At 65.7% G+C, this 26,659-nt stretch carries 16 protein-coding genes; 5 read left to right on the forward strand and 11 right to left on the reverse strand.

The features are described from left to right. The first annotated feature begins 21 nt into the window (after window positions 1-21). The 5 genes from ACP7D4_RS16690 to ACP7D4_RS16710 are packed head-to-tail and all read left to right on the forward strand — an operon-like array spanning window position 22 to window position 10,668. Entirely contained in the window at window positions 22-3,849 is a 3,828-nt protein-coding gene (locus ACP7D4_RS16690; protein WP_426210199.1) for a hypothetical protein, read from the forward strand. 22 nt (window positions 3,850-3,871) lie between these two features. Continuing rightward, window positions 3,872-5,692 (forward strand): efflux RND transporter periplasmic adaptor subunit, encoded by a 1,821-nt coding sequence (locus ACP7D4_RS16695; protein WP_426210201.1) that lies wholly within the window; start codon window positions 3,872-3,874, stop codon window positions 5,690-5,692. Next, window positions 5,629-7,839, forward strand: coding sequence for a hypothetical protein (locus tag ACP7D4_RS16700; RefSeq protein ID WP_426210203.1), 2,211 nt, complete (start codon window positions 5,629-5,631; stop codon window positions 7,837-7,839). Before ACP7D4_RS16695 ends, ACP7D4_RS16700 begins: the two co-directional genes overlap by 64 nt. Beyond that, window positions 7,832-9,787, forward strand: coding sequence for a hypothetical protein (locus tag ACP7D4_RS16705; RefSeq protein ID WP_426210205.1), 1,956 nt, complete (start codon window positions 7,832-7,834; stop codon window positions 9,785-9,787). Before ACP7D4_RS16700 ends, ACP7D4_RS16705 begins: the two co-directional genes overlap by 8 nt. Beyond that, window positions 9,784-10,668, forward strand: coding sequence for an efflux RND transporter periplasmic adaptor subunit (locus ACP7D4_RS16710; protein WP_426210207.1), 885 nt, complete (start codon window positions 9,784-9,786; stop codon window positions 10,666-10,668). The genes ACP7D4_RS16705 and ACP7D4_RS16710 overlap by 4 nt, the downstream gene beginning before the upstream one ends. Before the next feature lie 178 nt (window positions 10,669-10,846). On the opposite strand, the gene ACP7D4_RS16715 is transcribed toward ACP7D4_RS16710, so the two are convergent. The 11 genes from ACP7D4_RS16715 to ACP7D4_RS16765 form a co-directional block, all read right to left on the reverse strand. Beyond that, window positions 10,847-11,440, reverse strand: coding sequence for a hypothetical protein (locus tag ACP7D4_RS16715; protein ID WP_426210208.1), 594 nt, complete (start codon window positions 11,438-11,440; stop codon window positions 10,847-10,849). Window positions 11,441-11,572: 132 nt separating this feature from the next. Next, window positions 11,573-17,059: an FkbM family methyltransferase gene (locus tag ACP7D4_RS16720; RefSeq protein ID WP_426210210.1), complete on the reverse strand. Its 5,487-nt coding sequence runs from the start codon at window positions 17,057-17,059 to the stop codon at window positions 11,573-11,575. Between the two features lie 63 nt (window positions 17,060-17,122). Next, the gene (locus tag ACP7D4_RS16725) at window positions 17,123-18,181 is read right to left on the reverse strand and encodes an HAD-IIIC family phosphatase (RefSeq protein ID WP_426210212.1); all 1,059 of its coding nucleotides are present in this window, start codon (window positions 18,179-18,181) and stop codon (window positions 17,123-17,125) included. Window positions 18,182-18,202: 21 nt separating this feature from the next. After that, the gene (locus ACP7D4_RS16730; RefSeq protein WP_426210214.1) at window positions 18,203-19,321 is read right to left on the reverse strand and encodes an acyl-CoA dehydrogenase family protein; all 1,119 of its coding nucleotides are present in this window, start codon (window positions 19,319-19,321) and stop codon (window positions 18,203-18,205) included. A 10-nt stretch (window positions 19,322-19,331) separates the two neighbouring features. Further along, on the reverse strand, window positions 19,332-19,637 hold the full coding sequence (locus ACP7D4_RS16735) for a hypothetical protein (RefSeq protein WP_426210216.1): 306 nt from the start codon (window positions 19,635-19,637) through the stop codon (window positions 19,332-19,334). Between the two features lie 7 nt (window positions 19,638-19,644). Next, window positions 19,645-20,499 (reverse strand): 3-hydroxyacyl-CoA dehydrogenase family protein, encoded by an 855-nt coding sequence (locus ACP7D4_RS16740; protein ID WP_426107302.1) that lies wholly within the window; start codon window positions 20,497-20,499, stop codon window positions 19,645-19,647. A gap of 231 nt (window positions 20,500-20,730) precedes the next feature. Beyond that, a complete protein-coding gene (locus ACP7D4_RS16745; RefSeq protein ID WP_426210218.1) occupies window positions 20,731-22,413 on the reverse strand; it encodes an ATP-binding cassette domain-containing protein in 1,683 nt (560 codons plus the stop codon). Then, on the reverse strand, window positions 22,410-23,732 hold the full coding sequence (locus ACP7D4_RS16750; RefSeq protein ID WP_426210220.1) for a glycosyltransferase: 1,323 nt from the start codon (window positions 23,730-23,732) through the stop codon (window positions 22,410-22,412). Before ACP7D4_RS16750 ends, ACP7D4_RS16745 begins: the two co-directional genes overlap by 4 nt. Next, a complete protein-coding gene (locus ACP7D4_RS16755; RefSeq protein WP_426107307.1) occupies window positions 23,729-24,637 on the reverse strand; it encodes a glycosyltransferase in 909 nt (302 codons plus the stop codon). The genes ACP7D4_RS16750 and ACP7D4_RS16755 overlap by 4 nt, the downstream gene beginning before the upstream one ends. Next, complete coding sequence (locus ACP7D4_RS16760; RefSeq protein ID WP_426210222.1) at window positions 24,634-25,278, reverse strand: ATP-binding cassette domain-containing protein; 645 nt, start codon at window positions 25,276-25,278, stop codon at window positions 24,634-24,636. Before ACP7D4_RS16760 ends, ACP7D4_RS16755 begins: the two co-directional genes overlap by 4 nt. Beyond that, window positions 25,278-26,513, reverse strand: a complete 1,236-nt coding sequence (locus ACP7D4_RS16765; protein WP_426210224.1) for a hypothetical protein — start codon at window positions 26,511-26,513, stop codon at window positions 25,278-25,280. Before ACP7D4_RS16765 ends, ACP7D4_RS16760 begins: the two co-directional genes overlap by 1 nt. Window positions 26,514-26,659: the final 146 nt, after the last annotated feature.

Genomic DNA, 26,659 nt, shown 5'->3' on the forward strand with positions numbered 1-26,659 from the left:
ACCGCCGGCCAGACTTACACCATGAGTTTTGACCTGTATGCGCTCGATTCATGGGACGGCAGCCTGGGCAATCCCGACCAGCTGAGCGTGTCCGTGGACGGCGTCACTGTGCTGAGCAAGACCATCAGCAACCGCCTGGACGCCCCGCAAACCATCAACGCCACGCCCGGAATCCGCCTGCAGATCGTGCCGACCTTGACCGGCATGACCGGGCGCCCCGGCCAGGACGAGATGTTCTATTTGCAGGGCTCGGGCTTCATGGAGGGCGCGTCCAGCGTCACCGTGGGCGGCGTGGTCCTGGCCGACGCCTACACCACCGGAACGCCCTTCGACGTCACCGGCGCGCGCAACGACAGCGTCAGCCTGGTGGCGCCGCGCACGCTCGACGGCCCGATCCGGATCAGCACCGAAGGCGGCTACGCCGAACTTGCCGCCTTGCCGAACGCGAACATCCTGGCCAGCCAGTTCGACGCCATCACCACGCTTGCGGTGAGCGGCATGCCGGCCGACCCGGCGGCGCCGGCGGCCAGCACCGGCCAATCCATTACCCTGTCGGGTCAGGGCTTCACCAACGCCACGCTGGTGCGCTTTACGGCAGTGGACGACGCCGGCGTGGTCGGCACCGTCACCCGCACCGGCAGCGCGTCCGCCGACGGCAAGTCGCTCACGATCCGCGTGCCCGCGCTGGCCACCAGCGGCGCGGTGTCCGTGCTGGGCAGCGGTGTATCGCTGCCTCTGCAGATCGTGCCGACGCTGCGCGCCATGGCCGGCGTGGTAGCGCAGGGCAATGTCTTGACCATCGAAGGCAGTGGCCTGACGCGCAACAACCTGACTGTCGAAATCGACGGCCAGGCGGCCACCATCATCGACGTGCGCACGATTAATGAAGGCCAGAACGGCACTTACCGCGACCAGCAATTGATCCGCGTAACGGTGCCAGCCGGCACCGGCGCCGGTGTGATCACCGTGCGCACCGCCGGCGGGCGCGCCACGCTGCACACGGGCGCGGTCGCGATCACCCAGCAGGCCGACCTGAGCGTGGCCGACGCCGGCGCCATCATGACGGCGGCGCTGCAAGTGAACTTGGGCCTGAACCAGGGCATCAAGATCAAGGCCGCCATCGGCGACGGCTTCGATATCGACCTGTACCGGGTCGACCTGGCGGCCGGCGAACAGATCACGGCCTTCCTCTCTGACAATTACTACTCCCACCTGCGCCTGTTCGACGCCAGTGGCAAGCAGGTCGCGGGCGGTTACCGCAGTCCGGGCGAGACTACACCGTTCACTGCCAGCGCCACCGGCGCAGGTGCCTATTACATTGGCGTGAGTGCGTACTACAACAATGCCTACAACCCGGCCGTGGCCGGTTCCGGCAACAACGGCACGTATGCGGGCAATTACAGCTTGAACCTGCAGCGCAGCGCTGCCGGCGACAGCCGCATCAGCGCCATCAGCGCGACCGCCGCCAGCGGAACGGCGGCGCAGGCAGCGCTGCCGTCGGCCAATACGGGGCAGCTGATCACGCTCCAGGCCAGCGCCATCTTGCCGGGCGAGCAAGTGGTGTTTACCATGCTCGACGATAACGGGCAGTTGTACGACAGCGCCGTCACCCCGACCAGCGTGGCAGCGGACCGCACCAGCCTGACCGTGATCGTGCCGCTGGGCGCGACCACAGGCGCGGTGCGCCTGGCCAGCGACAGCACCGGCATGCTGTTGCAGATCGTGCCCACGCTGCAAGACGTGACGGCCTACAACGGCTACTCGTATCATGGCGGACCGCTGCAACTGACCGGAACCGGCTTTGCGGAAGGCAATGCGGCCGTCCTGTTCGGCGCCCAGCGCCTGGACGACGCCGGCCGCAGCTACGGGCTGGACGTTGGCAACAGCGGGCGTCTGATCAACCTGACCGTGCCCGATGGCGTGGCGAACGGCCCGATCCGGGTGGCCACCGTGGGCGGCACCAGCGCCGCCTTTGGCCTGAGCTTGACCGGCATCACGGCCACCGCCGCCAGCGGCGCGCCGGCCGATCCGGCGCATGCCTCGGCCGTTGTCGGCCAGGTGATCCGGATCGACGGCGCCGGTCTCGACATGAGCACCGACGTCATCTTCCTGACGGTCGACAGCAGCGGCGCGCGCGCCGAGCTGGTGGTGCGTCCGAGTTCGGTGAATGACGCCGGCACCCAGGCGCAAGTCCAGGTGCCCGCCAACGCCATCAGCGGCGCCGTGCGCCTGGCAGGCGACGTCAACGGTGCCGGGGTGGACCTGCAGATCGTGCCCGTCATGACGGGCGTGCAGGTGCAATCGGTGTCCGCCGATGGCAGCTCGGCCGTGGTGATCCTGTACGGCAGCGGCCTGGTGGAAGGGGCGTTGAGCGAATATCGCTTCGGCAGCACCGTGATCGTCGATGCGGGCCCCGCCATCGGGCCAGACGTCAACGCCGAATATAACGCGCAGCTGGCACAGTATGTCAACGGCAGCGTGACGCTCACGGTGCCGCTGACGAACGGCGCCTTCGGGCCGATCAGCGTGCGCACCGCCGGCGGCGTGAGCACCGCGTTCAGCGCCGGCATGACGGGCGTGACGGCCACCGCCGCCAGCGGCACGCCGGCCAACTCCGGCGAGGCTTCGGCCAATGCGGGCCAGCTGATCACGCTGACCGGCGCCAAGCTGAGCACCGACAGCGACGTTTTGCTGCGCTACATCAGTTACGACGGCGTGCTGTCGATGCTGCGCATCAGTCCCGTCTCGGCCGCGGCCGACGGCAGCTCGGCCACGCTGCAAGTGCCGGTGGAAGCGAACGGCGCGTTCACGCTGCAGATGTTCGGCGCGACCGCCCAGCCGCTGCTGCAGATCGTTCCCACCGTGCTGCGCTTTGACGAAGGCGGCACCCTGCTGGGCAGCGGCTTTGTCGAAGGGGCCACCCGCTACGACTTCCCGTCGCTGTCGGTCAACGACACGGCCATCAATGCGGGCGTGGACGTGAGCTACTACTATGATGCGGCGCAGGGGCGCTACGTCTGGAATGGCCAGGCCAGCTTCAGCACCGCCCTGCTGCCCCACCACGGCATGGGCGCGGCCAGCGTGACCACCGCCGGCGGCACCTCGGCCAGCCTGAACCTGGCGTCGGTGCGTCCCGGCACGGCCAGCGCGGCCATCGGCGCGCTGGGCGACGTGGCGATCGACACCGCCAGCGGCGCCATGTGGACCATCGACACGGGCAACCCGGGCAAGCTGTTGCGGATCGACCCGGCCAGCGGGCTGGTGCTGCAGAGCATTGCCCTCACCCCCGCCTTTGGCAACCAGTACACGGCCAACTACGTCGGGCTGCAGATCGCGCCGGCGGGCTTGAACCTGGGCGGCACCAGCGTGGCGGCCGGCAGCCTGCTGCTGTTTGCCGGCTACCCGTACAACGGCGCCAACAACGTGGCCGCCATCAACCCGGCCACCGGCGCGCTGATCAAGTCGCTCATCCTGCCGGGCAGCTACTACAATACCGCCGGCCTGTATGACCAGACCAGCGGCCACCTGTTCCTGCTCTCGCAGCAGTACAACCAGATGGTCGAGATCAATCCGCTCAACGGGGCCGAGATCGCCCGGGTGGCGCTGCCGCTCAATGTGCAAAGCTGGGCCGGCATTGCGCGCGACGCCGATGGTTCGTTCTGGATCGGCAGCGTCAACGGCGGCGCCGTCCTGGTCAAGATCGACCGCAACGGCAATGAGTTGCGGCGCATCGACGCCACGGTGCAGGGCGTGCGCGATGGCGAAATCAGCGGCCTGGCGTTCGGCGCTGACGGCATGCTGTACGTTTCGTCCACCAAAGGCGCCGTGTACCGGGTGTCAGTCGCATGAGCGGCCAGCCAAGGAGTGAGCGATGTCGATGAACGCTGCCTTGCCGCGCGACCCTGAGGTCGCCGCCGGCCCGGGCCGGCACGCGCCGCCGCCGGCGGACCGGCTGGCGCTGCTGCTGCCGGCCTGGCTGGAGCAGACCTGCAGCGCGATTGACGGCACCCTGGCCGCCATCGTGGTGCGCGCCGAGAATGCGCCCGGCGCCTATGTGCTGGCCGCGTCCTGGCCGCGCCAGGGCGGCGCCATGCACCTGCTCGCGCTGGCCGAGCGCAGCCTGGCCTCGCGCGCGATGGAGCTGCACGACGCCGGCGGCGCCGTGGCGGTGGCCTGGCCGCTGCTGGCCGGCAGCCAGCTGGCCGGCGTGCTGGCCCTGGAGGTGACTGGCGCGGCCATGGGCGCAGCCGACGCCATCGCCGCGGTCGATGCGGCCGCGCGCTACCTGAACCAGGTCTTGCTGGGCAACGCCGAACCGCAGCAACACCCTGCCGATGCGCGCTGGCGCGGCCAGGCCGAACTGCTGCAGGTGGTGTGCCGCCCGGAGCAGTTCCCCCACGCCGCGCTCGACACCGTCAACTGGCTGGCCGCGCAGATGGATTGCAGCCGGGTGGCGCTGGGCATGGCGCGCGACGGGCGCATCGAACTGCAGGCGCTGTCGCACTCGGCCTGGTTCGACCGCAAGAGCCAGGCCGCCGGGGCGCTCGAACACGCCATGGATGAAGCCTACGACCAGCGCCGCAGCGTGGTGCTGCCGCCGCAGCCGGGCATGCAGTCGGTGCTGGCCATTGCGCACCGCGCCAGCGCCGCCGGCATGTCGGTATGCAGCGTGCTGCTGGCCGGCGGCGCTGGCCTGGGCGCCGGCGTGCTGCTGTTCGAGCGCGCGCCGGGACGCGGCTTTACGCCGGCCGAAGTGGACACCATGGAGCAGATGGGCCGCATTGCCGGCCCGGTGCTCGAAGCGAAGGAACAGGCGCACCGCTGGGTGGGCCAGCGCACGCGCGCCGCCTGGCATGCGGCGGCAACGCGCCTGCGCGACCCGCGCCGCCCGGCCCTGCGCGTTGGCGCCGCGCTGCTGCTCGCCGCCGTGCTGGCGCTGACTTTGGTCGACACCACCTGGCGCATCAGCGCCGACGCCGCCATCGAGGGCGAACAGCAGCGCATGGTGGCCGCGCCCTTCGACGGCTTTATCGGCAGTGCGGCGGTGAAGGCCGGGCTGACGGTGCGCAAGGGTGACGTACTGGCCGAACTGGACACGCGCCAGATCCGGCTCGACCTGCAGCGCTGGCAGGCCGAGGAAGCCCAGCACGGCAGCCGCTACCGCGACGCCCTGGCGCGTCACGACCGGCCGGCGGGCGCCATGGCGCTGGCCCAGATGCAGCAGGCCCAGGCCCAGCGCCTGCTGGCCGAAGACCGGCTCGAGCAAGCCGCGCTCAAGGCCCCGTTCGACGCCTACGTGGTCTCGGGCGACCTGTCGCAGCATATCGGCGCGGCGATCGCCCAGGGCAAGGTGCTGTTCGAACTAGCGCCGCTGGCGGCCTACCGAGTGGTGATCAAGGTCGACGAGCGCGACGTGCGCGCCGTTGGCGTGGGCCAGCGCGGCCAGCTGCTGCTGTCGGGCATGCCGGGCGAAAAGCTCAGCTTCGTGGTGACCAACATCGCTGCGCCCGAAGCGGCCGACCGGCGCAATGTGTTCCGGGTCGAAGCCAAACTTGACCAGGCCGGCCTGGCGCTGCGGCCCGGCATGCAGGGCGTGGGCAAGATCGACGCCGGCCAACGCAGCATGCTGTGGATCTGGACCCACGCGGCCTGGCACTATCTGGTGCTGCAGGCATGGAAGTGGGGACCCTGATGGCGGCCCCGTTCCTGTCCGACGGCTGGTACCGGGTGGCGGCGCTGCGCCCGCGCCTGCGCGACCATGCGCGCGTGAGCCGCCAGCGCTTTCGCGGCAAGTCCTGGTACATCGTGCACGATCCGCTGACCAACCGGGCGCACCGCTTTTCGCCCAGCGCATGGTGGGTCGCCTCGCAGCTTGACGGCAGCTGCCGGGTGGACGCCGCCTGGCAGCGCGCGCTGGCCGAACTGGGCGACGCCGCCCCGTCCCAGGACGAGGTGATCGGCCTGCTCTCGCAGCTGCATGGCGCCGACCTCTTGCTCAGCGAAGCGCGCCCGGAAAGCGGCGAATTGCTCGAACGCGGCAAAGCCCAGCGCCGGCCGGCCTGGATTGCCGGGCTGCTCAACCCGATGGCAATCCGGATCGCGCTGTGGGATCCGGACCGCTTCCTGAGCGCCACCATCGGAGCGCTGCGGCCCTTGTTTTCGCGCTGGGGCGCGGCGCTGTGGCTGCTGGCGGTGGTGCCGGCGCTGCTCCTGGCGCTGCAGCACTGGGAAGCGCTGACCGGCAACCTGTCGGACCAGCTGCTCTCGTCAAGCAACCTGCTGGCCCTGCTGCTGGTGTTCCCGGCCGTCAAACTGCTGCACGAACTGGCCCATGGCTACGCCGTCAAGGCGCGCGGCGGCGAAGTGCATGAAGCGGGCGTAATGCTGCTGGTGTTCGCGCCGGCGCCGTATGTCGACGCCTCGGCATCGACCGCGTTTCGCTCCAAATGGTACCGCGCCTTCGTCGCCGCCGCCGGCATGCTCACTGAACTGCTGATCGCGTCCCTCGCGCTGTATGTCTGGCTGGCCGCCGAACCTGGCCTGGTGCGCACCATCGCCTTTAACGTGATCATGGTGGCCGGGATCTCGACGCTGGCGTTCAATGCCAATCCGCTGTTGCGCTACGATGGCTATTACATCCTGTGCGACCTGATTGAAATACCGAACCTGGCGCAGCGCGCCAATACGTACTGGGCATACCTCGCGCGGCGCCACGCCTTTGGCGACCAGGATGCCGAGGCGCCCGACGCCACCCGCGCCGAACGGCGCTGGTTCCTGTTCTACGCGCCGGCCGCATTCGTCTACCGCACCGCGCTCGCGCTGTCGATCGCCCTGATCATCGCCAACGCCTACTTCTTTGTGGGCGCCGCGCTGGCGCTGTGGTCGATCGCCGGCATGGTGCTGCTGCCCGCTTTCAAGATGCTGCGCTTCCTGTTCGCCAGCCCCGCGCTGGCGCGCCGCCGCACGCGCGCGCTGACGGTCAGCGCGCTGGCGCTGTTGGTGCTGCTCGTGTTCGGCAGCCTGGTGCCGCTGCCGCATACGGCGGTGAGCGAAGCGCTGGTGTGGGTCAGTCCCGACGCCGAAGTGCGCGCCGCCGGCAGCGGCTTCGTGCAGCCGCAGCCGGTGGCATCGATGCGCCAGGTGCATGCCGGCCAGGTCCTCGCCACGCTGCACGACCGTGAACTGGCGGCGCGCCACAGCGAGCAGCTGGCCAAGGTGGCCGAAGCGGAGGTGCAGGCAGTGCTCGACCTGAGCACCGACCGCGCGCGCGCCTTCCAGAGCCACGAAGCGCTGCAGCACGAGCAAGCCAAGCTGGCCGACCTGGACGCGCGCCTGGCCCAGCTGGCGGTGCTGGCGCCCTCGGCCGGCGTGTTCGTGCGCGCCAGCAGCGACGACCTGCCCGGCAGTTTCGTCAAACGCGGCGACATGCTCGGCTACATTGTCGCGCCCACGCAGCGCACGGTGCGCGCGGTGGTGGGCCAGGACGACATTGGCCTGGTGCGCAGCGCGCTGGTGCGGATCGACGTCATGCCGGCCGACCGGATTGGGCAGGCCTACGGCGCGCGTATCGTGCGCGCCGTGCCGCAAGCCGATGAACGCCTGCCCGGCAAGGCGCTCACGCTGGAAGGCGGCGGCACGCTGGTGCAAGACCCGCGCGACCCGGACGCGCTGCGCACGCTGACCAAGGTGTTCCAGGTCGACCTGCAACTTGACGAGCTGCCGCCTGACCTGCGCATCGGCACCCGCGTCTACGTGCGCTTCCGCTTCAAGCCCGAGCCCCTGTTCGCGCAGGTGGGACGGCGCTTGCGCCAGCTGTTCCTCGCGAGGCTGCATGTCTAGGGCCACGCTGGCGCGCTGGGGCGCCACACCCGGCGCCGACTGGCTGTACCCGGAACGCGCCGCACAAAGCATCGGTGCGCTGGACCGCTGGCTGTCCGGCGCCGGCACGCTCTGGTCCGCGCCGCTCGAGTGGCGCGAGCGGCGCTGCCTGGCGCGCTTTGCGAGGCAGGTGCAGGCCGGCGCCGAAGAACTGCGCGAATTGGACTTGCCGGCACTGGGCAGCCGCGCCGCCGCGCTCAAGGTGGCGCTGCACCGGGACGGCGTGACCGAGGCGCTGGCCGCGCGCGCCTTTGCGCTGGCGGGCGAAGCGAGCGCGCGCCTGCTGGGCAAACGGCCCTACCCGGTCCAGCACCAGGGCGGCTACGGCCTGCTGCGCGGGCGCATGATCGAAATGGCCACCGGCGAAGGCAAGACCCTGACCGCCCTGCTGCCCGCGCTCACGCTGGCGTTGGCGGGGGTGCCGGTGCATGTCGTCACCGTCAACGATTATCTGGCGCGCCGCGACGCCGACTACCTGCGCCCCGTGTTTGCGCTGTTTGGCTTTACGGTCGGTGTCGTCACCCACGCCGAAGACGACCAGGCGCGGCGCCTGGCGTACCGGGCCGACGTCACTTACTGCGTCAACAAGGACCTGGTGTTCGACTACCTGCGCGACAGCCTGTGCGCGCCGCAGTCGGGCGAGCGCAAGCAGCGCGGCCTGTATTTTGCGCTGGTCGACGAAGCCGACGGCATCCTGGTTGACGAAGCGCGCACGCCGCTGGTCATCGCGCGCGAGCGCGAGGCGCTGCGCGAACGGCAGGACGCCGCCCTGGCGCTCAAGCTGGCGCGTGCGCTCGGCCCCGGCCACTTCACCACGCAGCAGCAGGGCCGCCAGTTCCGGCTCAGTGCCGAGGGGCGTTTTTTCCTGAGCACCCAGGCGGCGTCCTTCAGCGCCGACGACCTGCACTGGGACATCGCCCGCATCCGCGACGAACGGGTCGAGCAAGCCCTGTCGGCGCTGCACGCGTTCAAGCGCGGCGCCAACTACGTGGTATTGGATGACAAGGTGCAGATCGTCGACGAATTCACCGGCCGCATTTTGCCCGACCGCACCTGGGAGCGCGGCCTGCACCAGATGATCGAACTGAAGGAAGGCCTGGAGGTGACGGCGCCGCGCGAAACCATCGCGCGCCAGACCTATCCGCAATTTTTTTCGCGCTACCTGCGGGTCGCCGGCATGAGCGGCACGGCGCGCGAAGTGGCGCGCGAGATCAAGACCGACTTTGGCATCAGCATGGTCGCCATCCCGCGCAACCGCCCCGCCGTCCGGCGCTTTTTGGGCGTGCGCCTGCTGGCGCAATCGGAGCAGCGCTGGCGCGCGATTGCGCTGCGCGCCGCCGAACTGGCGGGCGCCGGTCGCGCGGTGTTGATCGGCACCCGCTCGGTGCAGGCGTCCGAAGAATTGAGCGCGATGTTGACCAGCCTGGGACAGGCGCACCAGGTGCTCAACGCGCTGCAAGACCAGCACGAAGCGGCCATCGTGGCCGACGCCGGCCAGCCGGGACGGGTGACGGTGGCCACCAACATGGCCGGGCGCGGCACCGACATTGACCTGGCGCCCGCAGTGCGCAGCGCCGGCGGGCTGCACGTGATTTTGTCGGAGTTTCACGAGTCGCGCCGGATCGACCGCCAGTTGTACGGCCGCGCCGGGCGCCAGGGGGACCCGGGGTCGTGCGAGGCGATCGTCAGCCTCGAAGACGAGTTGTTTTGCCGCTTCGCGCCGCTGCTGGTGCGCCATCTGGCGCGCACCGCTGCGGACAACGCCGAACTGCACCCGCGCTGGGGCCGACTGCTGCAACTGCTTGCACAATACAGGGCCGAACGCCAAAATGCCGGCGTACGGCGCAATACCGCTCAGCGCGACAGCGCCATGGAGCGCACAATGGCTTTTTCAGGAACCAAGACATGAATTCACCCTATTTTTTTCCACTGGCCGCCTTGCTGTGCGCGCTGCCAGTTGCGGCCAGCGCCGCCCCGGTCGACTGCCTGATCGAAGCGCGCCAGACGATTGAAGTGCGGCCCTCGACCGAAGGCCTGGTCACCCGGGTGCTGGTGCAGCGCGGCGACACGGTGCGCGCCGGCCAGGTGCTGATCGAACTCGATGCGGGCCTGGAACGCGCCAGCGCCGACATTGCCAAGTTTCGCTCCCAGATGCAGGGCGCGGTGCAGTCGCGCGAGAGCCGGCTGGGTTTTCTGGCGCAAAAGGCGACCCGGCGCGACAAGCTGGTCAAGGAAAATTTCATCTCGGTCCAGGACCGCGACGAGTCAGCCGCCGAACACCGGCTGGCCCAGGCAGAGCTGCTCGACGCGACCGATGCGCGCAAACTGGCCACGCTGGAATACCGGCGCGCCAGCGAACAGCTGCGCCTGCGCACGATTCGCAGCCCGATTGACGGCATCGTCGTCGAACGCTTGATCAATCCGGGCGAGCTGGCCGACAACCGCGACATTCGCAAACCCCTGCTGAAACTTGCCGAGATCAATGTGCTGCACATCGAAGCCTTGATGCCCAGTTCCGCCTACGGCACCGTCAAGGCCGGCGAACAGGTGGCGGTTACGCCCGAGCAGCCCGCCGGCAAGCGCCTGAACGCCACCATCAAGGTCGTTGACCGGGTGATCGACGCGGCCAGCGGCACGTTCGGGGTGCGCATGGAGCTGGCCAATCCCGGCGGGGCGATTCCCGCGGGAGTCAAATGCAAGGCCGATTTTCCGACACTGATGGCGCGCAAGCCGGCCCCGCCGGTGACGGCGCCGCCCGCCACGGTGGCGGCGCGTGTCGCCAAAAAATGATCGCCGATGCTAGGCTAGCAGCCTGTCGGACTTAATGGAGGCGGCCGAAAAATCCACCTGACCGGTCCATATTTCACCGCTTTTTTGGTCAATAGAACCACTATTGACCTTCAAAATCGTCGAAATCTGTCCTCGGCCAGCTGAATTTCCGGCTCGCCTCGTTAAGTCCGACAAGCTGCTAGCGACGGGGAAACTGGTGACACACGTTCTTCCTGAATTCATCGGTTTCTGCCGAACAAGGCTTCGACGGGCTGTGCAGTTGCAGCGCGGCGCCCGCCGCTGCATTGTCAAGTTTGGCGACGACCAAGTGGCTTTGCAGTTTGAACGATTTCATTTCAAGGCTGCTTTGGGCGGTCGTGACCCATACTTCATATCGCCCAGGAACTAAATGTAGTTTTGCCAACTGGACTGCCCTGCCCGCCGGAACGCTGGTCGATACGGGATGAGGCACGATGAGGTTGAGCACGCGCTGCATCGATGGCAGGCGGTTGACCGCGACGGTGAAGTACGCTGGCACGCCGCCCGCACCGGTCGCGCTGGCGGGCGCTTCATCGCGAAATCTGGTAAGCATGGCCGTGATACGCTGCCGCTCGAGGCGGGTGCTGCCGGCTGCGAACACGATCCCGATCGCGTAGTCGCCTTCGTCGCTGACCACCACCTCATGCCACAGCGATGCGTCTGGATACACGAAGTTGGACGCCCGTGCTGGCGCGCTTAGCGCCAGCAACATCACGCCCACAATCGGCCATAGTGCTTTGTGTACAGCAACCATGTTGTCCTCGCTTGGGGAGCCTGCCACGATTCTCCCACGTGTCGCGCGACCTGCTTGCCGCCCATGCCAAGTGTACCGGCAAGCGTCTCGTGCAACACGTTTTATGCTTGAACCAACGTCACGCATACAACATCATGGGCGAATCGCGTACAGGTTCGACATGCTGGACGTGCGATACAGCAGTTCCTGCTCGACATGCACGCGGTAGCCGTGCCGCTCCAGCAAAGAGCGCACCAGCTCCACCCGTCCGTCGAAATCGTGGACTTCGATGACCAGCTGGCGAATACCTTGCCAGTGACGCGCCTCAATGCCTTCGAGCACCTCCAGCTCGCACTTTTGCACGTCGATCTTGACCAGGTCGATGTGTTCCACGCGCTCTTTGTCGATGATGCTTGACAGCGTCACCAGCTCGCACTCATACGGAGTCTCCCGGAACCTTTCGGTCAGAATATCTTCCATGTGCGGCATGACCTGCTCCATCCCCGCCATGCCGTCGTTGAGCTGGTTTTGCACGATCGCGCGCAGCACGTCCTTTTCTTCCTCTTTGTCCGCATGGAACGAGGACATGCCCGTGCTGTGCGGATAAAAGGTCAGCTGCTGCTTGCCGCTGCGATTGGAAACGCCGCAGTTGAACAAGGTGGCGTTGACCCCATACGACTGCAGATTCATCTGCAGCAACTCGAACACCGGCGGCGCCGGTTCAAACGCGAAAATCTTCGGCTGCTTGCACTGGTGATGGGCAAACAGCGAGAACAAGCCAATGTTGGCGCCCACATCGAAAATGACGGCTCCGTCCGGCAGCGTAATGCCGTGGCTGTAGTACACCTTGGCGTCGAAAATGTCGTGGTAAAAGTGGTCGGTTTCCACTTTATTGAAATGCTGAACCTTCAACTTGTTGGGCAATTCATACAGGCTCGGCTCGACGCTGGTGCGACCGCCCCCATTTTCGCCTTCCTCACCGTACTCCCGCTGCATGCGCTCGACTTCCTCGTCGGACATGGCCTCGATCTCGCGCAGGAGGATGCCTTCCACCACATTGGCGATCTCGCAGATCAGGTTTGCCTGGAACAGCATCTTGAGCGACATGTCGATCCCGTACACCTCGCGGATGCGCGAGATGAACTGCACCGCAAGCAGCGAATTGCCCCCCAGATTGAAGACATTGTCATCCAGGCCGATCTGCCTCGCACCCAGCAGGTTTTCCCAGATGGCGACAACTTGCTGTTCGATATCGGACTCCGGCGCGCGATACGGCGGCCGCGTGCCGGCCGCGCGCGGCGCGCTGCTCAACTTAAACGTATGCATCAACGCCGGCAAGGTATTGCCGCGCAGAGCATCAAACACAGCGCCCAGCGCGCTCGCACTGACGGCCAGCTGCGCTTCACCGGCTGCGAACACGTCCGCCAGAACCGCGTCCAGCTGTTGCGCATCGATTGCATAGCTTTGCCGTCCCGACGCGATGGCATGGGCCATGGCTGGCGGCAAGCCGGCGGCGACCTCATTGGCCGCGCGCAGGCCCAGCACATCGAGCGCCACCGTCAGCACCGGTTTGCGGCGCGCGCCAAAGGCCCGGTCGGCACAATTGTGCAGGTAAGCATTGGCGCTGCAGCTATCGAGCTGCCCCACAGCGCCCGCTGCCGCCAGGTTGGAAGTGAAGAACGCGACCAGATCGGGCGCGAGTTGGTCGAGCGCGCGCGCGAGGCTGGCCGCGCGCTGCATCTGCGCCGTCACGGCGCCTGCCATGACCGGATCCTTCAACTGGATCAAGTCATAGCCAAACGATGGGCTCGCGTACAGCACGGCGTTCAGGCGCGGGTGCGCGGCGGCAACGCGCCGGTACGCCATCTCGTCGCCGCTCTGGCCCACGTTATCGATCAGCGCGACACGTGCGCCCAGACTTTCCAGCGCCAGCACGCCACGCAGGGTGTCGCATAGTGCGCCCTGTTCAAGCGGCGTGGCCAGGCAGTGTTCCCATTGGGCACGGGGCGGCAGCGCCGCGTCGATCATCAAGACCAGCGTGACGCCGCGTTGACGCGCCAGACAGGCCGCCAGCGCGTGCGACAGGTCACCAGCTTGATAGCAAGCGACCAGGTAGACCGGGGCCGACGGCGCTGTCCATGGCGTGCCCGGGTTTGGCGTGAATGGCTGGAACGCGCGCGTCCAGCGCAAAACGCCGCGATACGCGGCGACGTCCTGTTGCATGCCGCTGTCAAATTCGTGCAAGATGCCATCGATCATCGTCTCGGCGTGCGCCGTAGCGGTCCCTGCCAGGTCAATATTGCAGCAGCGGATGTTCGGAAACTCCAGCGGCAGCACGCGGCACGGCCCCATCAGCGCGGCCGCCTCGGGCGCGCCTTGCTCTTCGCCGGTCACGGTGTGCACCTCACGCGTCACGACTGCCAGCTGCAAGGCGGCAGCGGCGCGCTGTTCCGTACTGCCGAAGGTCTTGCCCAGGCACAGCAGACTGGCGTAGGTGTCGCTGCCATGATCCTGGTCCGCCAGCGCCCACAGGTGCACGATATTGCTTGGCAGCGCTTCGCCGTCGCTCAATGCGGCGGCCAGCAGGGCGTAATCATCCAGCTTGCCTGGTCGCACCAGATACGCGTTCTCCGCGCGCCGCTCGAAACGCTCGCCACGCCCGACCAGAATTGCCGCCGCGCCGCGCTGCGCCAGGCGCTGCCGCAATGCCTCGGCGACCGGTCCGCCATCCTGGAAAACCAGCCATGGCGCCTGGCCGGCGCGCGCCGTGCTGGCGCCAATGCGCGCACTGGACCAGACCGGCTGGTACAGCACGCCGGCAGCGCTCAGCGCGGCATCGCTGGTCTGCGCCGATGGCGTCAGTGCATCGATCCAGTAGCGTTCGCGCTCGAACGGATAGCTTGGCAACGACACGCGCAAGCGTGGTTCATGCTGGTGATAAGCGGCCCAGTCGACCTGGTGGCCGAGACACCACAGGGTGCCCAGGGTACGGGTGAGCACCAGCGCATCCGAGGCGCCCTCATGCGGGCCGGGCAAGGTCGGCAGCGTCGTGATGTCGTCGCGCGCTTGCACTGCCGGGTATTGCTGCAGGAAGCTGGACAAGGTCTGGCCCGGCCCCATCTCAATGAAGGTGGCCGACGCCTGCTGGCACAGCGTTGCAATGCCGTCGGCAAAGCGCACCGTCTGGCAGGTGTGGCTGACCCAATAGGCGGGGTCGGTGGCCTGGGCGGCGGTAATCCAGGTGCCGCTCAGGTTTGACACGTACGGCACCTGCGGCGCCTTGAGCGTGACCGATTCGAACAAGGCGCGCAGCGGCGCCTGCAGCGGCGCCATCATGGAAGAATGAAAGGCGTGCGCCGATTGCACCGGCAGGTGGGCAATCCCCTGGCCCAGCAGATGCTGTTCGATGGAGCCGATCAAGGCGGCTGGCCCGGCAATCACGGTGGCTGCCGGCCCATTGATGGCTGCGATCGAGACGCCGTCGGCCACCAGCGCCGCCAAGGCCGCCGCCGGCATGGCCACCGCCAGCATGCGCCCTTCCGGCAAGTCTTGAATCAGGCTGGCGCGCTTGGCGACAACGTTCAAGGCGTCGCCCAGCGACATCACGCCGGCCACGCAGGCGGCCACGTATTCGCCCAGGCTATGGCCGATCATGGCTGCCGGCGTCACGCCGCGCTCAATGAAGGTTCTGGCCAGCGCGTATTCGATCATGAACAGTGCCGGGTGGACCAGGCTGGTCTTGCGCATCCATGCAGGACCGGTGCTCGCCGCCGGCGCCGCCCCGTCCGCATGGCGATTTAACAGCCGGCGCAAGTCGAGCGCGGCCGGCGCTGCGGCGCTCGCTGCGCCATCGCTCGCAAACAGCAGCGTGCGCAGGTCCACGCCCAGCAGCGGCTCCAGCAGCGTGGCGCAGGTGTCGACCGTGGCGCGAAACACCGGCTCGTCACGGTACAGACCGGCCGCCATGTTGACGCTCTGGTCGCCGATTCCGGGGAACATGAACACGGGTCCGGCCACGCCGTCGCCGGCCTGCATGCGCAGGCTGCGGCCTGGGTCGCGTTGATCGCGCTCGCGCAGCGCTGCCAGCGCGTCGCCCGTATCCGTGCACAAGACCATGCTGCGGTGGGCAAAGGCCTTGCGCCCGGTATGCAGCGTATAGGCGACATCGGCCAGCGCGCTGCCGGGGTGGCGCTCCAAGTGCTGTTGCAGCCGTTGGTTTGCCGCGTCCAGCGCCGTGTCGGTCTGCGCCGACAGCAGCAGCAATTGCCACTCACGGGTGCTGGCGCTCTTTTTGGCGGCCGGAGCCTGCTCCAGGATCACGTGCGCGTTGGTGCCGCCAATGCCGAACGAACTGACGCCAGCGCGCAGCGGCGCGCCAGCCTGTTGCGCGGTCCAGGGGCGCGCGGCGGTATTGACGTAAAACGGCGTGCTGCCGAAATCGATGGCGCTATTTGCCTGCTGATAATGCAAGGAGGGTACCAGCTCCCGGTGCTGCAGGCACAAGACCGTCTTGATCAAACCGGCAATGCCGGCAGCCGTATCCAGGTGGCCGATATTCGACTTGACCGAGCCGAGCGCGCAATAGCCGCTCTGGTCGGTACCCATGCGAAATGCCTGCGTCAGGGCGCTCACTTCGATCGGGTCGCCAAGCGCGGTGCCGGTGCCGTGCGCCTCCACATAACTGATCGTGTCGGGCGCCACATCGGCCATCGCCAGCGCCAGCGCGATCACTTCCTTCTGGCCGTCGACGCTTGGCGCGGTGTACCCGATTTTTTTCGATCCGTCGTTATTGATCGCGGAGCCGCGGATCACCGCATAGATATGGTCGCCATCGGCCAGCGCTTCGTCCAGGCGCTTGAGCAGCACCACGCCGGCGCCGCTGCCGCACACCGTTCCCTGGGCCTGCGCATCGAAAGCGCGGCAGTGGCCGTCGGGCGACATCACGCCCCCTTGCTCGTACAGATAACCCTTTTTTTGCGGCGATTCGACGGTGGCGCCGCCCGCCAGCACCATGTCGCATTCATAACTGAGCAAGCTGCGGCACGCCATGTGCACCGCCACCAGCGAAGTCGAACAGGCGGTATTGACGTTCACGCTCGGGCCGTTCAGGTTCAACTTGTAGGACACCTTGGTCGGCAGGAAATCGGTCTTGTTGCCGATGACAAGCTGCAGCGTCCCCATCGATTCCAGCAAGCGGTGGTTGGGCATCAGGTTGGCGATCATGTAACTGTTGAGCCCCGCGCCGGCGAATACGCCGACCCGCGCTTGCACTTGCTCGCCGACGTAGCCGGCGTCCTCCATTGCTTCCCACGCGCACTCGAGAAAAATGCGATGCTGTGGATCAGTCAGTTCGGCTTCCTTGGGCGAGAAACCAAAAAACGCGGCAGCGAAATCTTCAGCGCCGTCGAGCATGGCGGCCGCTTTGACATAGGCGGGATGCTGCAGCATGGCTGGCGTGACACCGGCGTCGAGCAATTCCTGGTCGCTGAAAAAGCGCACCGACTCCTTGCCTTCCCGCAGATTTTCCCAGAATTGCCGTACGTCGGCGGCGCCGGGAAAACGCCCGGAAATGCCAATGATTGCCACCGCATCGCTGGCCAATTGCACGTCATCCTGCTGCTCGAACTGTTGCTGATCCATTATTTTTTTGACTACCTTTATTCAGGAATTGCTTGTGCCTGCTTGTGCCTTAAGGCGCGTAAATCACAAGGTACGCAGCTCGACGTACCCGGGAATGGCGGGAACACGGTGCAAATTGTGTTCGAGCATCTCGACGCCGTCGGTCTTTTCCATGGCCACGAAGCCGGCAAACTTGTACGTCATGTACATCATGCGGTTGCGATCGTTCAATACCATCTCGGCGCGCAGCGCGACCTCGGCCGAGCGGGCCAGCTGCATGACATGGGTGAGCAAAATGGTGCCTACCCCGCGCGACATGACGCGGCACGACATCAGCATCAGCTTGATGGTCCAGGCGCGCGGCCGCTTCTCGATCAAGACCAGGCCAATTTTTCCGTACGCGCCGTACTTGTCGTCGAGCGCGCAGGTGAGCAGCAAGTGGTCGTCCGACTGGCGCAGGGCGTCAAGCTCTTCATAGCTGTAGATATAGCCGGTGGTGTTGAGCTGATTGGTCCGCGCCGTCAATTCCTCCAGCCGGTGCAGATCGGTCTCGGCCGCCGGGGCGATCGTAAAAATCATGTTCAGCGCAGCGAGGAAGTCTTCCTTGGGACCGGTGAAACTGCTCTCTTCCTCGGAGCGGGCGGCATCGAGCACATACATTTCGCGGCGGCGAGAGGACTCGTCGGTCAGGAAACGGGGCGTCAATTCCGGCATGGCCAGCAAGTTGCCGATCTCGCCCACGTCCAGGCACAGCACGTCCGGATGCACGGAGGCTACTTCGTCCCGTTCGAACGGCTGGTCGTCAATAAAGGCGATCGCATCGCTGCCGATATTGAGGCGCTCGGCGATCGTTGCGATCGCTGCGCTCTTGGCGCCCCAGCCAATTTGCGGATACAGAAAAAACGCGTCCAGTCCACATTGACGCAGGCGCTCGAGCGCAAAGTGGGCGTCATTTTTGCTGGCAATGGACTGCAATACGCCGCGCTGATCGAGCGCCTTCATGACCTCGACAACCTGGGGGGCGACGGCGACCTGGTCGCCTTCCGACAAAATGCCGTTCCACAGCGTATGGTCCAGATCCCAGACCAGGCATTTGATTTTGCCGCGGCGCGGTGTCGGGCTAGTGCTCATATTCTGTTGCATGCGGCGCTTTCTGGTTCAAAATTAGCGCCCGTAGCTGTGCTGGGCGATCAGGATTTGTTGCATCTGGGCGCTGCCTTCGATAATGCTCATGATTTTCGCGTCCCGGTAGTGACGGGCCAGCGGATAGTCGTTGCTGCAGCCATTTGCGCCGTGCAGCTGGACCGCTTCGGCCGCGACCGTTTCAGCATTGCGCGCAGCGAAGTATTTCGCCATCGTGGTCGCCATGATCCCGCCATGGTCGCCCGCCGCTCTTTTGCGCGCCGCGTCCTCGCACAGCAAGCGCGCTGCCTGGGTATTGGTGACCATGTCCGCGATCATTTTTTGCACCAGTTGGTGATCCTTCAAATACTGACCAAAGGTTTGCCGCGTTTCGGTGTAATTCAGGCTCGCATCGATACACGCCTGGGCCAGGCCAACGCAGCCCCAGGCAATCGAGAATCTGCCATGGTCCAGCACGGACCCGACCACCTGCGCATAACCGAAGTCGACGCTGCCCAACAGCTGGTTTTGCGCGACGACGCACTCATCGAGCGTGATTTCGGCCAGCATGGCCGCCCTGAATCCGAGCATGTCGCTGATCGGCGCAATGCTCAGCCCCGGGTTGTCGGCCTCGACGATCAGGCCGATCACGCGTCCGTCGCAATTACCAACAATCAAAAAGAGATCGGCGATCTGGCCGCACGAAATCCACTTTTTGGTGCCGTTCACAACAAACGTATCGCCTTCGCGGCGAATGCGCGTGCCCACGTTGCGCGCATCGCTGCCAACGTCCGCTTCGCTCAGGGCAAAAGCGCCGAGCGAAGCCCCGCTCGCCAGGAGCGGCAGCCAGCGCTCTTTTTGCGCGGCGCTACCCCAGCGAACGATGGTGGACGCAACGATGGAATGCACTGTCAGCAAGCTGAGCAAGGAACCGCTGGCATACCCCACCAGTTCGCATACATGGCCGAAATCGAAGGCGTCATACTCGGTGCCGCCAAACTGGCGCGGCACCTGGGCGCCGAGAATGCCCGCCTCGGCCAATTGGGCAATCACGCTGCGCGGTATGCGCTGGTCCAGATCGAACTGGTTCGCATGCTTGCCAACCGTGGCTGCCAGGAACGCGCGTAGTTCGTCGCGCCGGTGCGGACCGCTCGCAATCATCGCTTCCCCTTTACGCGCATGGCACTGCGGCGGGCGCGAGTTTGCGGGTAATGAACGACACCATGACATCGACACTGGAAAAATTTTTCAATTCGAGGTCTTCATTCTCCACTGCCAGGGCGAAGTTTTTCTCGATGAAAAGGATCAGCTGCATCACGAACATGGAGTTGACAAAGCCACCCTTGAAAATATCGTCGTTATCGTGGAATTCCTTGTTTCGAATGAAACCGGCGATGAAATTTCTCAGTGACGCGCGGATCTCGCCGTCATTGCCGGCGCCTGCGCCTGCGCCAATCGTGCTGATGTTCGTGCTCATGTTCGACCTATTGTTGTGCATATTGATAAAAACCCTGCCCGCTTTTCTTGCCCAGCAGTCCGGCGTCGACCATCTGCTTGAGCAGCACGCTGGGCCGGTATTTGGAATCGGCAAAGGCGTCCTGCAACACTTCGATGGAATACAAAATGGTGTCGAGGCCGATCAGGTCCGCCGTTTCCAGCGGCCCCATCTTGTGCCCAAAGCATGAGGTGAAAATCCGGTCCACGTCGGCGGCGCTGCTGACGTTTTCCTGCACCAGCAAAATGGCTTCGTTAATCGTCAACATCAATACCCGGTTCGATACAAAGCCCGGCGAATCGTTGACCAGGATCGCTTCCTTGCCCATTTTTTTCAGCATGTCGCCGGCGGTGGCGAGCGTGTCTTGGGTCGTATGAAAGCCCCGGATCATTTCGACGGCGCGCTTCATCGGCACCGGGTTCATGAAATGGATGCCCAGCACCTGGCCCGGGCGCTGCGTCAGGCCGGCGATCCGGGTAATGGGAATGGCCGACGTGTTGGCCGCGTAAATGCAGTGGGGCGGGCAGTATTGTTCAAGCAGTGCATACACGCTCTTTTTTACTTCCCATTTCTCGACCACGTTCTCGATCACGGCATCGGCGCGCGCGAGCAAGGCGTAAGAGCTGGAAAAAACAATGCGCTGCAGGACGGCATCCACGTCCACCTTTTCTCCCGACCTGTTCATCAAGCCATGAAAACGCAGTTCGTTGCGGATGTCGGTACGTGCCTGTTCGAGCTTGCGCTGGCAAATATCGATCAGGATGACCTCGAATCCCGCGCTGGCGAGGTCTTGCGCCACGCCCTTGCCGATGACGCCGGCGCCAATTACACCCACCACTTTCATTGCTTCTCCAAACTAGATTAGTGTTACGCGACGTTGGCCAGGCCTACCGTCCGAACAAGCAACATGACGGTAAAACCGTCGCGTCTGGCCGGCCCAAACGGCCAACATGCAAGGCCAACCCACACGGCCAAAAAGTAGACGTGACGCAACATTGATAATACACCAATTTCCAGAAAATACACAATGACAAAAAGGCTATTTTGTTGCTGCAAGCCGGGTGCAAACTTGTCCCTACGCTTGTGCCGCCATGGTTACCATGGCGGCACAAGCATCGCGCCGCTCGACGTCGACCACCCGCCCCCCATCCAGTCGCACGAGCATGTCGGCACGGTGAAAATGGCGGTCGTCATGGGTAATGACGAAGACCGTGCGCCCCTCTGCCCGCAGGCGCGGCAGGAACGTCTCGTAAAAATATTGCCGAAACTCGGGATCTTGATCGGCTGTCCACTCGTCAAACAGGCATAGCGGGCGGTGTTCCGCCAGCGCAAAGGCAGAAGCCACGCGCTTTTTCTGCCCCTGGGACAGCGCGCGCACGTCAAGCCGGCCATCGTCCCCGAACTGCAGGCGCAAGTCGAGTTCGTCCATCGCCTTTTCGAACCCCGGGCGCGACGCCTCGGGCAGCATGTCCAGCGAGCGCCGGAACAGATGGACGTCGCTGAACACGGAACTGAACGCGGAACGGTAGGCCAGGACCTGCGAGGCGTCGATCACGACGTCGTCAATCATCAAGCGGCCTTGTTCCGGCGAATACAGCCCCAGCAGCAGCTTGGCCAGCGTTGTCTTGCCGCTGCCGTTACCGCCGACAATAAACACCGTCGCGCCGCGCGGCACCGCCAGACTCACGTCGCGCAGCTGGAAGGCGCCACCGGCACTGCCCTTTCCGTAAGAAAACGAGACGGACTCGAGCCTGAGCATCCGCCAGTCCGGCGGCAAGGCCGCAATGGCTTGCTGCGCCACCGCGATTTCGGCGCGGCGCTCCCAGGTCGCCAGTTGCACGTTGACGCGTTCCTGGGCCCCTGCGGATTCGGTCAACGCGGGCAGGCGCTGGACCATGCTTTGTATATGCCCCTGCAGAAAGAGCAGCACCACCACCACGCTGCTGACGATATCGGCCGCCACATGCAGCCATCGCTCGAAGGCAAAGGCCGCCAATGCCGTCAAGCCATAAAAGGCGACTACGCCAACCAGGCCGACATCGTGTTGCTGGATGCGAAAGCTGACCGACAGCTCACGCGCGCGGCGCAAGGTGGCGGCCAGGTCGTCACGCACAAAGGTGCGCGCAAACTCAGGGTCGAGCTTGAGTTCCTTGGTGCCGAGGAATAAATCGTCGGCGAATCCCAGTCCCGTATCGGCCACCCGGTAGGCTTCGCGCATGCGGGCAATCGTCCGCCCGATCAGCATCTGGTAGGCGTAGACTGCCAGCAAAATGACGGCGCATACGACCAGCGTCGACGTCAGCGACAGCCACGCCAGGTAGGCCAGCGCGCTGGTGACGGTGGCGAACGAGGTCAACAGGCCGATCCAATTCGGGATCGCGCCCGCCACTTGCACCGCATCGCGCGTGAGCAAGGCGCGCTTCAGGTGAGCGGCCGTGTTTTCGCTGTCCATCAGGGGGGCGTTCAGCGCCGCCTTCAACAGGCGCAGGCGCACGTTTTCACACGCCAGTTCGGTGGCGTTCGTCATGCGCGCGACGGCAAAGTGTTGCAGCACGACATACAGCACCAGGCCGGCGGCGAAGGCCGCGATCAGCCACAGATCGTCCTGTTGCTTGCCTACCCGCTTCAACGCTTCGGAAAGCACCGTCAACAGCGCCGCCCCAAGCACGCCGCCGGCCAGCGCATCGCCCACCATGTACAGCATCTGCCGGGAGCGCAGCCCCGTCAGCACCAGAAAGCTTGCCATATAGCGCTTCATGGGCTGACCTCCGCCAGGGCAGTGCGGCTTGCGCTGGCGACCGCCGGTGCCGGCGCAACCGTTGCGAGAAGCGACTCGAACGCATCGACGCAGGCCGCCTCCCCCGCCGAGGTGCGCATGCGTTCGCGCAGCGCCAGGCGCTGGGCTGCGGGCTGCGACAGCGCCTGCTCGATCGCTGCGGCCACGGTGCCGACGTCCCAGCCGCTGCCTTCGAGCATGCCGCCCAGACCGAGGCGGCGCACGCGCTCGCCGTTGTCGGCCTGGTCATAAAAGAACGGCATCACCAATTGGGGCATGCCGGCCAGCATGGCTTGCGCCATGGTGCCAATGCCGCCGTGGTGAATCAGCAGCGCGGAGCGCGGCAATACGCTCGCCAGATTCGCATAGGCCACCCTGAACACGTGCGCGCCCAGCTGCTCGGGCAGGTTGCCATCAAACGTAGTGACAAACACGCCGCGCCGCCCTTGCTGGGCGAGCGCCGCTGCCACCAGGGCGTATCGCTCGCGGGCATGGGCGATGCCAGTGCCCAGGGTGCAGACCACGGGCGGCGGGCCGGCATCGAGAAAACGCAGCAGCGCGTCGTCAAGCGGCGCGTCTTCGTCAGTGTGGCGCAGCAGAAAGTCGCCCTGGGCCACGCTGGAGCTTGCCAGCGCCGACAAATCGTCGAACCAGCGCGGATACAAGGCTAGGGCCGGGCTGCCAAAAAACAGCCATTCGCGCAGACGGCGAATCGGCGGCAGGCCAAGCGGCAGGCGCAGTGCGTTCACGGTGGGCAACAGCAGGTCCAGGTTGAACCGGTCCGCCAGGCGCAGCATCGCGCGCTTGTAAAACACGGGCAATGCCCGCGCCAGACGGGTATTGGCGGGGTACGGAAGCCGGTCCGGGGTAATCAATTGCTGCGGACTGTAGACCAGGTTGATGCACGGCAGCCCGAATTGCTCGGCTGCAAAGCGTGCGCCATAGGCGTTGCGCGTGCACGCCAGCACCGGGCGCCGCTCGCGCAGCGAGGCCACCAGTGCATGGACCCGGGGAATGGCCAGGCGTACGTAGCCGCCTTCGGCCATTGCCATGTGCGGTCCCATGCGGCCCCAGAATGCGGGCTGCTCCACCTGCGCCAGATACTCCTCGCGCGAGCCGACCGCATGGAACGCCAGGCCGAGGGAGCGCACGTCGGCTTCGACATTGGCGTAGGACGCCACTTCAACCTCGTCGCCCCTGTCCCGCAGTGCGCAGGCCAGCTGGAGGGCGGGCCAGACATCGCCGCCGGTGCCCAGCAAGACGAACAGCACGTAGCGAGCGCGCCGCGTTATTGCATTCATGACAATCGTTCCTTTAGCGTCAGTTTCAGACAAGCGCGTGCGTAATGCAGCAGGTACACCAGTTCGAGGCCGTAGTAAAGGGCACGAAAACGCCACCGGAACCAGGCACTGCCCTCGCGCTGGAAAGCCGCGTTGTCAAACGACTCGACGGGATGGCAGGACAGCGGCAGGATGCGATAGCGCGACCAGCGCGCAAAAATCTGCGCATGCCCGCGCGCGATGCGCGCCTGCTTGATCACCAGTTCGCCCAGCGCAAGCCGCGGCGGATGCGCGACCCGGCTTTGTGGCGCGTACGAGAAAGCCTGTCCCTGGGCCGTGCACACGTCGCAAAACGCTTTGTCGCCGCCCGAGCGCAAGTTTTCGTCAAACGCCGGAACGGTGGCCAGCACGCGCCGGTCGACCAGCAGATTGGCGGTGGCGCCAAAGCGCTTGCGCAGGGCAAAAAACGCTTGCTGGATCCCGAACGCTTGGTCGTAGCGCTGCACCACCGACGCCCGCGCAACCGGCTCGATCGCCACCGCGCCGGCCACCAGTCCCCCACCCTGCTGCTGGAGTGCGCGCACGCCCTGCAGCAGCCAGTCCGGATGCGGCTGGCAATCGGCGTCGGTGAAGGCGATGATGTCGCCGCGCGCCTGCGCCAGCGCCGCGTTGCGCGCCGCGTACGAGCCGCGGTTGCGGTCCAGGCGCACATGCTGCACCTGCGGGGCATGCTGCGCCAGCAGGGCTGCCGTGCCATCGGTGGAAGCATCGTCGGCCACCAGCACCTGCATCCGCTCGCGCGGGTAGGTTTGGGCCGCCAGTGCTGCCAGCAGCGCAGGCAAGGTGTCTGCGCCGTTGAAGGTGGGAACGATGACCGAGACGTATGGCAGTGCAGCGGGCAAAACAGTCGAATCGGGCGCGCTCACGTTGCCGCCCCAACCGGCGTCCCGGCGCCTTGCAGGCTGGCAAAGGCAATCACCTCGGCTCCGACGGCAGTGGCGAAGTCGGCATCGTGGGTGGACATGAGCACGACCGCATTGCGCCCCATGTCACGCAGGCGCGCGATCAGCACGTCGCGCGTGGCGCCGTCCAGGCCATTACTCGGTTCATCGAGCAGCAGCACGGACGGCTCGCCGATCCAGGCCGCGGCCAGCATCATTTTCTTTTGCGTGCCCAGCGACATCTGGCCGAAACGCGTGTCCAGATAGTGGCGCATGCCGAACTGGTCGATCAAGTCTTCGACCTTTTGGGTAACGGTTACCCGCTTTGCCTGTGCGACGAACTGCAGCAGTTCGCGCCCCCGCATGAAAGGATAGACCGGACAATCGTCAGGCACAAAGGAGAGCTTGGCCTTGGCCGCTTCCGGCGAGCCGAGCAAGGAGCAGCCGTCGATGTCGATGGCGCCTGAATCGGGGGCCAGAATGCCCGCCAGGATGGCCAGCAGCGTGGACTTGCCGATGCCATTACTGCCGTGCAGGGCGTACAGTCCCGTGGGAAAGTTGCGGCTCATGCCGTCAAGCACTTTCCGCTTATTGAAGGATTTTGAAACGTTATCGAAACGTAGCATCATGAAATCTTTAAAATTGGAAAAATATTAGCCGTCCCGACCGTCCACAGCACGGCCAGCAGGGAACTGGACACAACGGCATGCCGGCTCGAGAACAGCTGCGGCCAGCGCAGCACGGTTGACAGCAGCATGAAACTGGCGACGTACACCAGGGCGGACAAGGCCGGCAGGCCCACACGCGAGTGCAAGGTCCAGACCAGCGCCAGCACAAACGGCAGACCGAAGCTCAGGATCGCCACCGTGTCCGGCGCCACCGACCAGCGGGCGCGCAAAGGCAAGGCGCCGCTCAGCGAGCGCGCCGCCTCGTGGGCCATTTCCAGCGGGCGGTACAGCCCACTGGAGGCGAGCGCGATCAGCGTCGAGGCGATCACCGCCGTGGGCAGGCAGCGGTAATCGTACTGCCACACCGACATCAAGCCCAGGCAGGTGAACAGCACCAGCATGCAAGTGAAAAACTTGCCCAGCATGATCGAATAATGCTGCCTATACAGGATGGCAAGCGAGAGCCGCACATGCGGCGGCAGTTGCTGGAACAGCCAGGACAAACGTCGCCCCAGCGGCAGCAACAGGCCGCGCAAGGCATCGTTGGCACGGCGCGGCATGGCGGGCACGTCCGCCACCAGGGCCACCAGGCTGGCGCCCAGGGCAATCGTCACGCCAAGCGCGGCGCACAGCGGGGGCAGCGCGAGCGCGATGGCAACCCACAGATTGATCGCCAAAAAGCTAGGCACCACTTGCGGGCGGTTCTGCAGGATCGCTATCTGGGCGCACAGCTGCGTGACCAGCAGGAAAGCGATCAGCATCGTACCCTTGATGACTTCCCAGGGCATGGCGTGCTTGAAGAGGACGGCGATCAAGGCGGCCACGAACGGAATGAGCAGCGGCGTGTCGGCCAAAAACAGTACCACCAGATCCACGGCGCGCCAGGTGCGGCGCCCAATGGGCAGCGCGCGGGCGTAGTCAGTGAATACGCCGCCGTGCAATTGATCGCGCTGCATCATTGCCCACAAGGCCCAGCAACCCTGCCACAGCCCGATCGCCCCCACGCGCCAGGCAACGCCGTGTTCAGGCGCGAGCAGCGCCAGCACGGGATAGGCCGCCACGCCGAGCAAGGATCCGCCCACCGGCGCCATGGTTCCCACGGCCAGCAAAATGGTTTGCCAGCGGCGCATCAGCAATTGCGCGGTTGCGTTCTTGTACCAGAGCAAACGCAGACCCAGCATCCGGAGCATCATTGCCCGCTCCTTGAGCTTGGGCAGCGCAGCGTTTTCAATGACGTTTCTCCCTGGCAAGTGGCGCAAAGCGGCGGATTATACAGTGGGGCATGCAGCAGTTTGCCGCCCCGGGAGGCGCCAAGTGCATGGTCGACGTCTGTCAGTTC

It is taken from the genome of Massilia sp. TWP1-3-3, from assembly GCF_049897805.1.
Classification (GTDB): domain Bacteria; phylum Pseudomonadota; class Gammaproteobacteria; order Burkholderiales; family Burkholderiaceae_D; genus Telluria_A.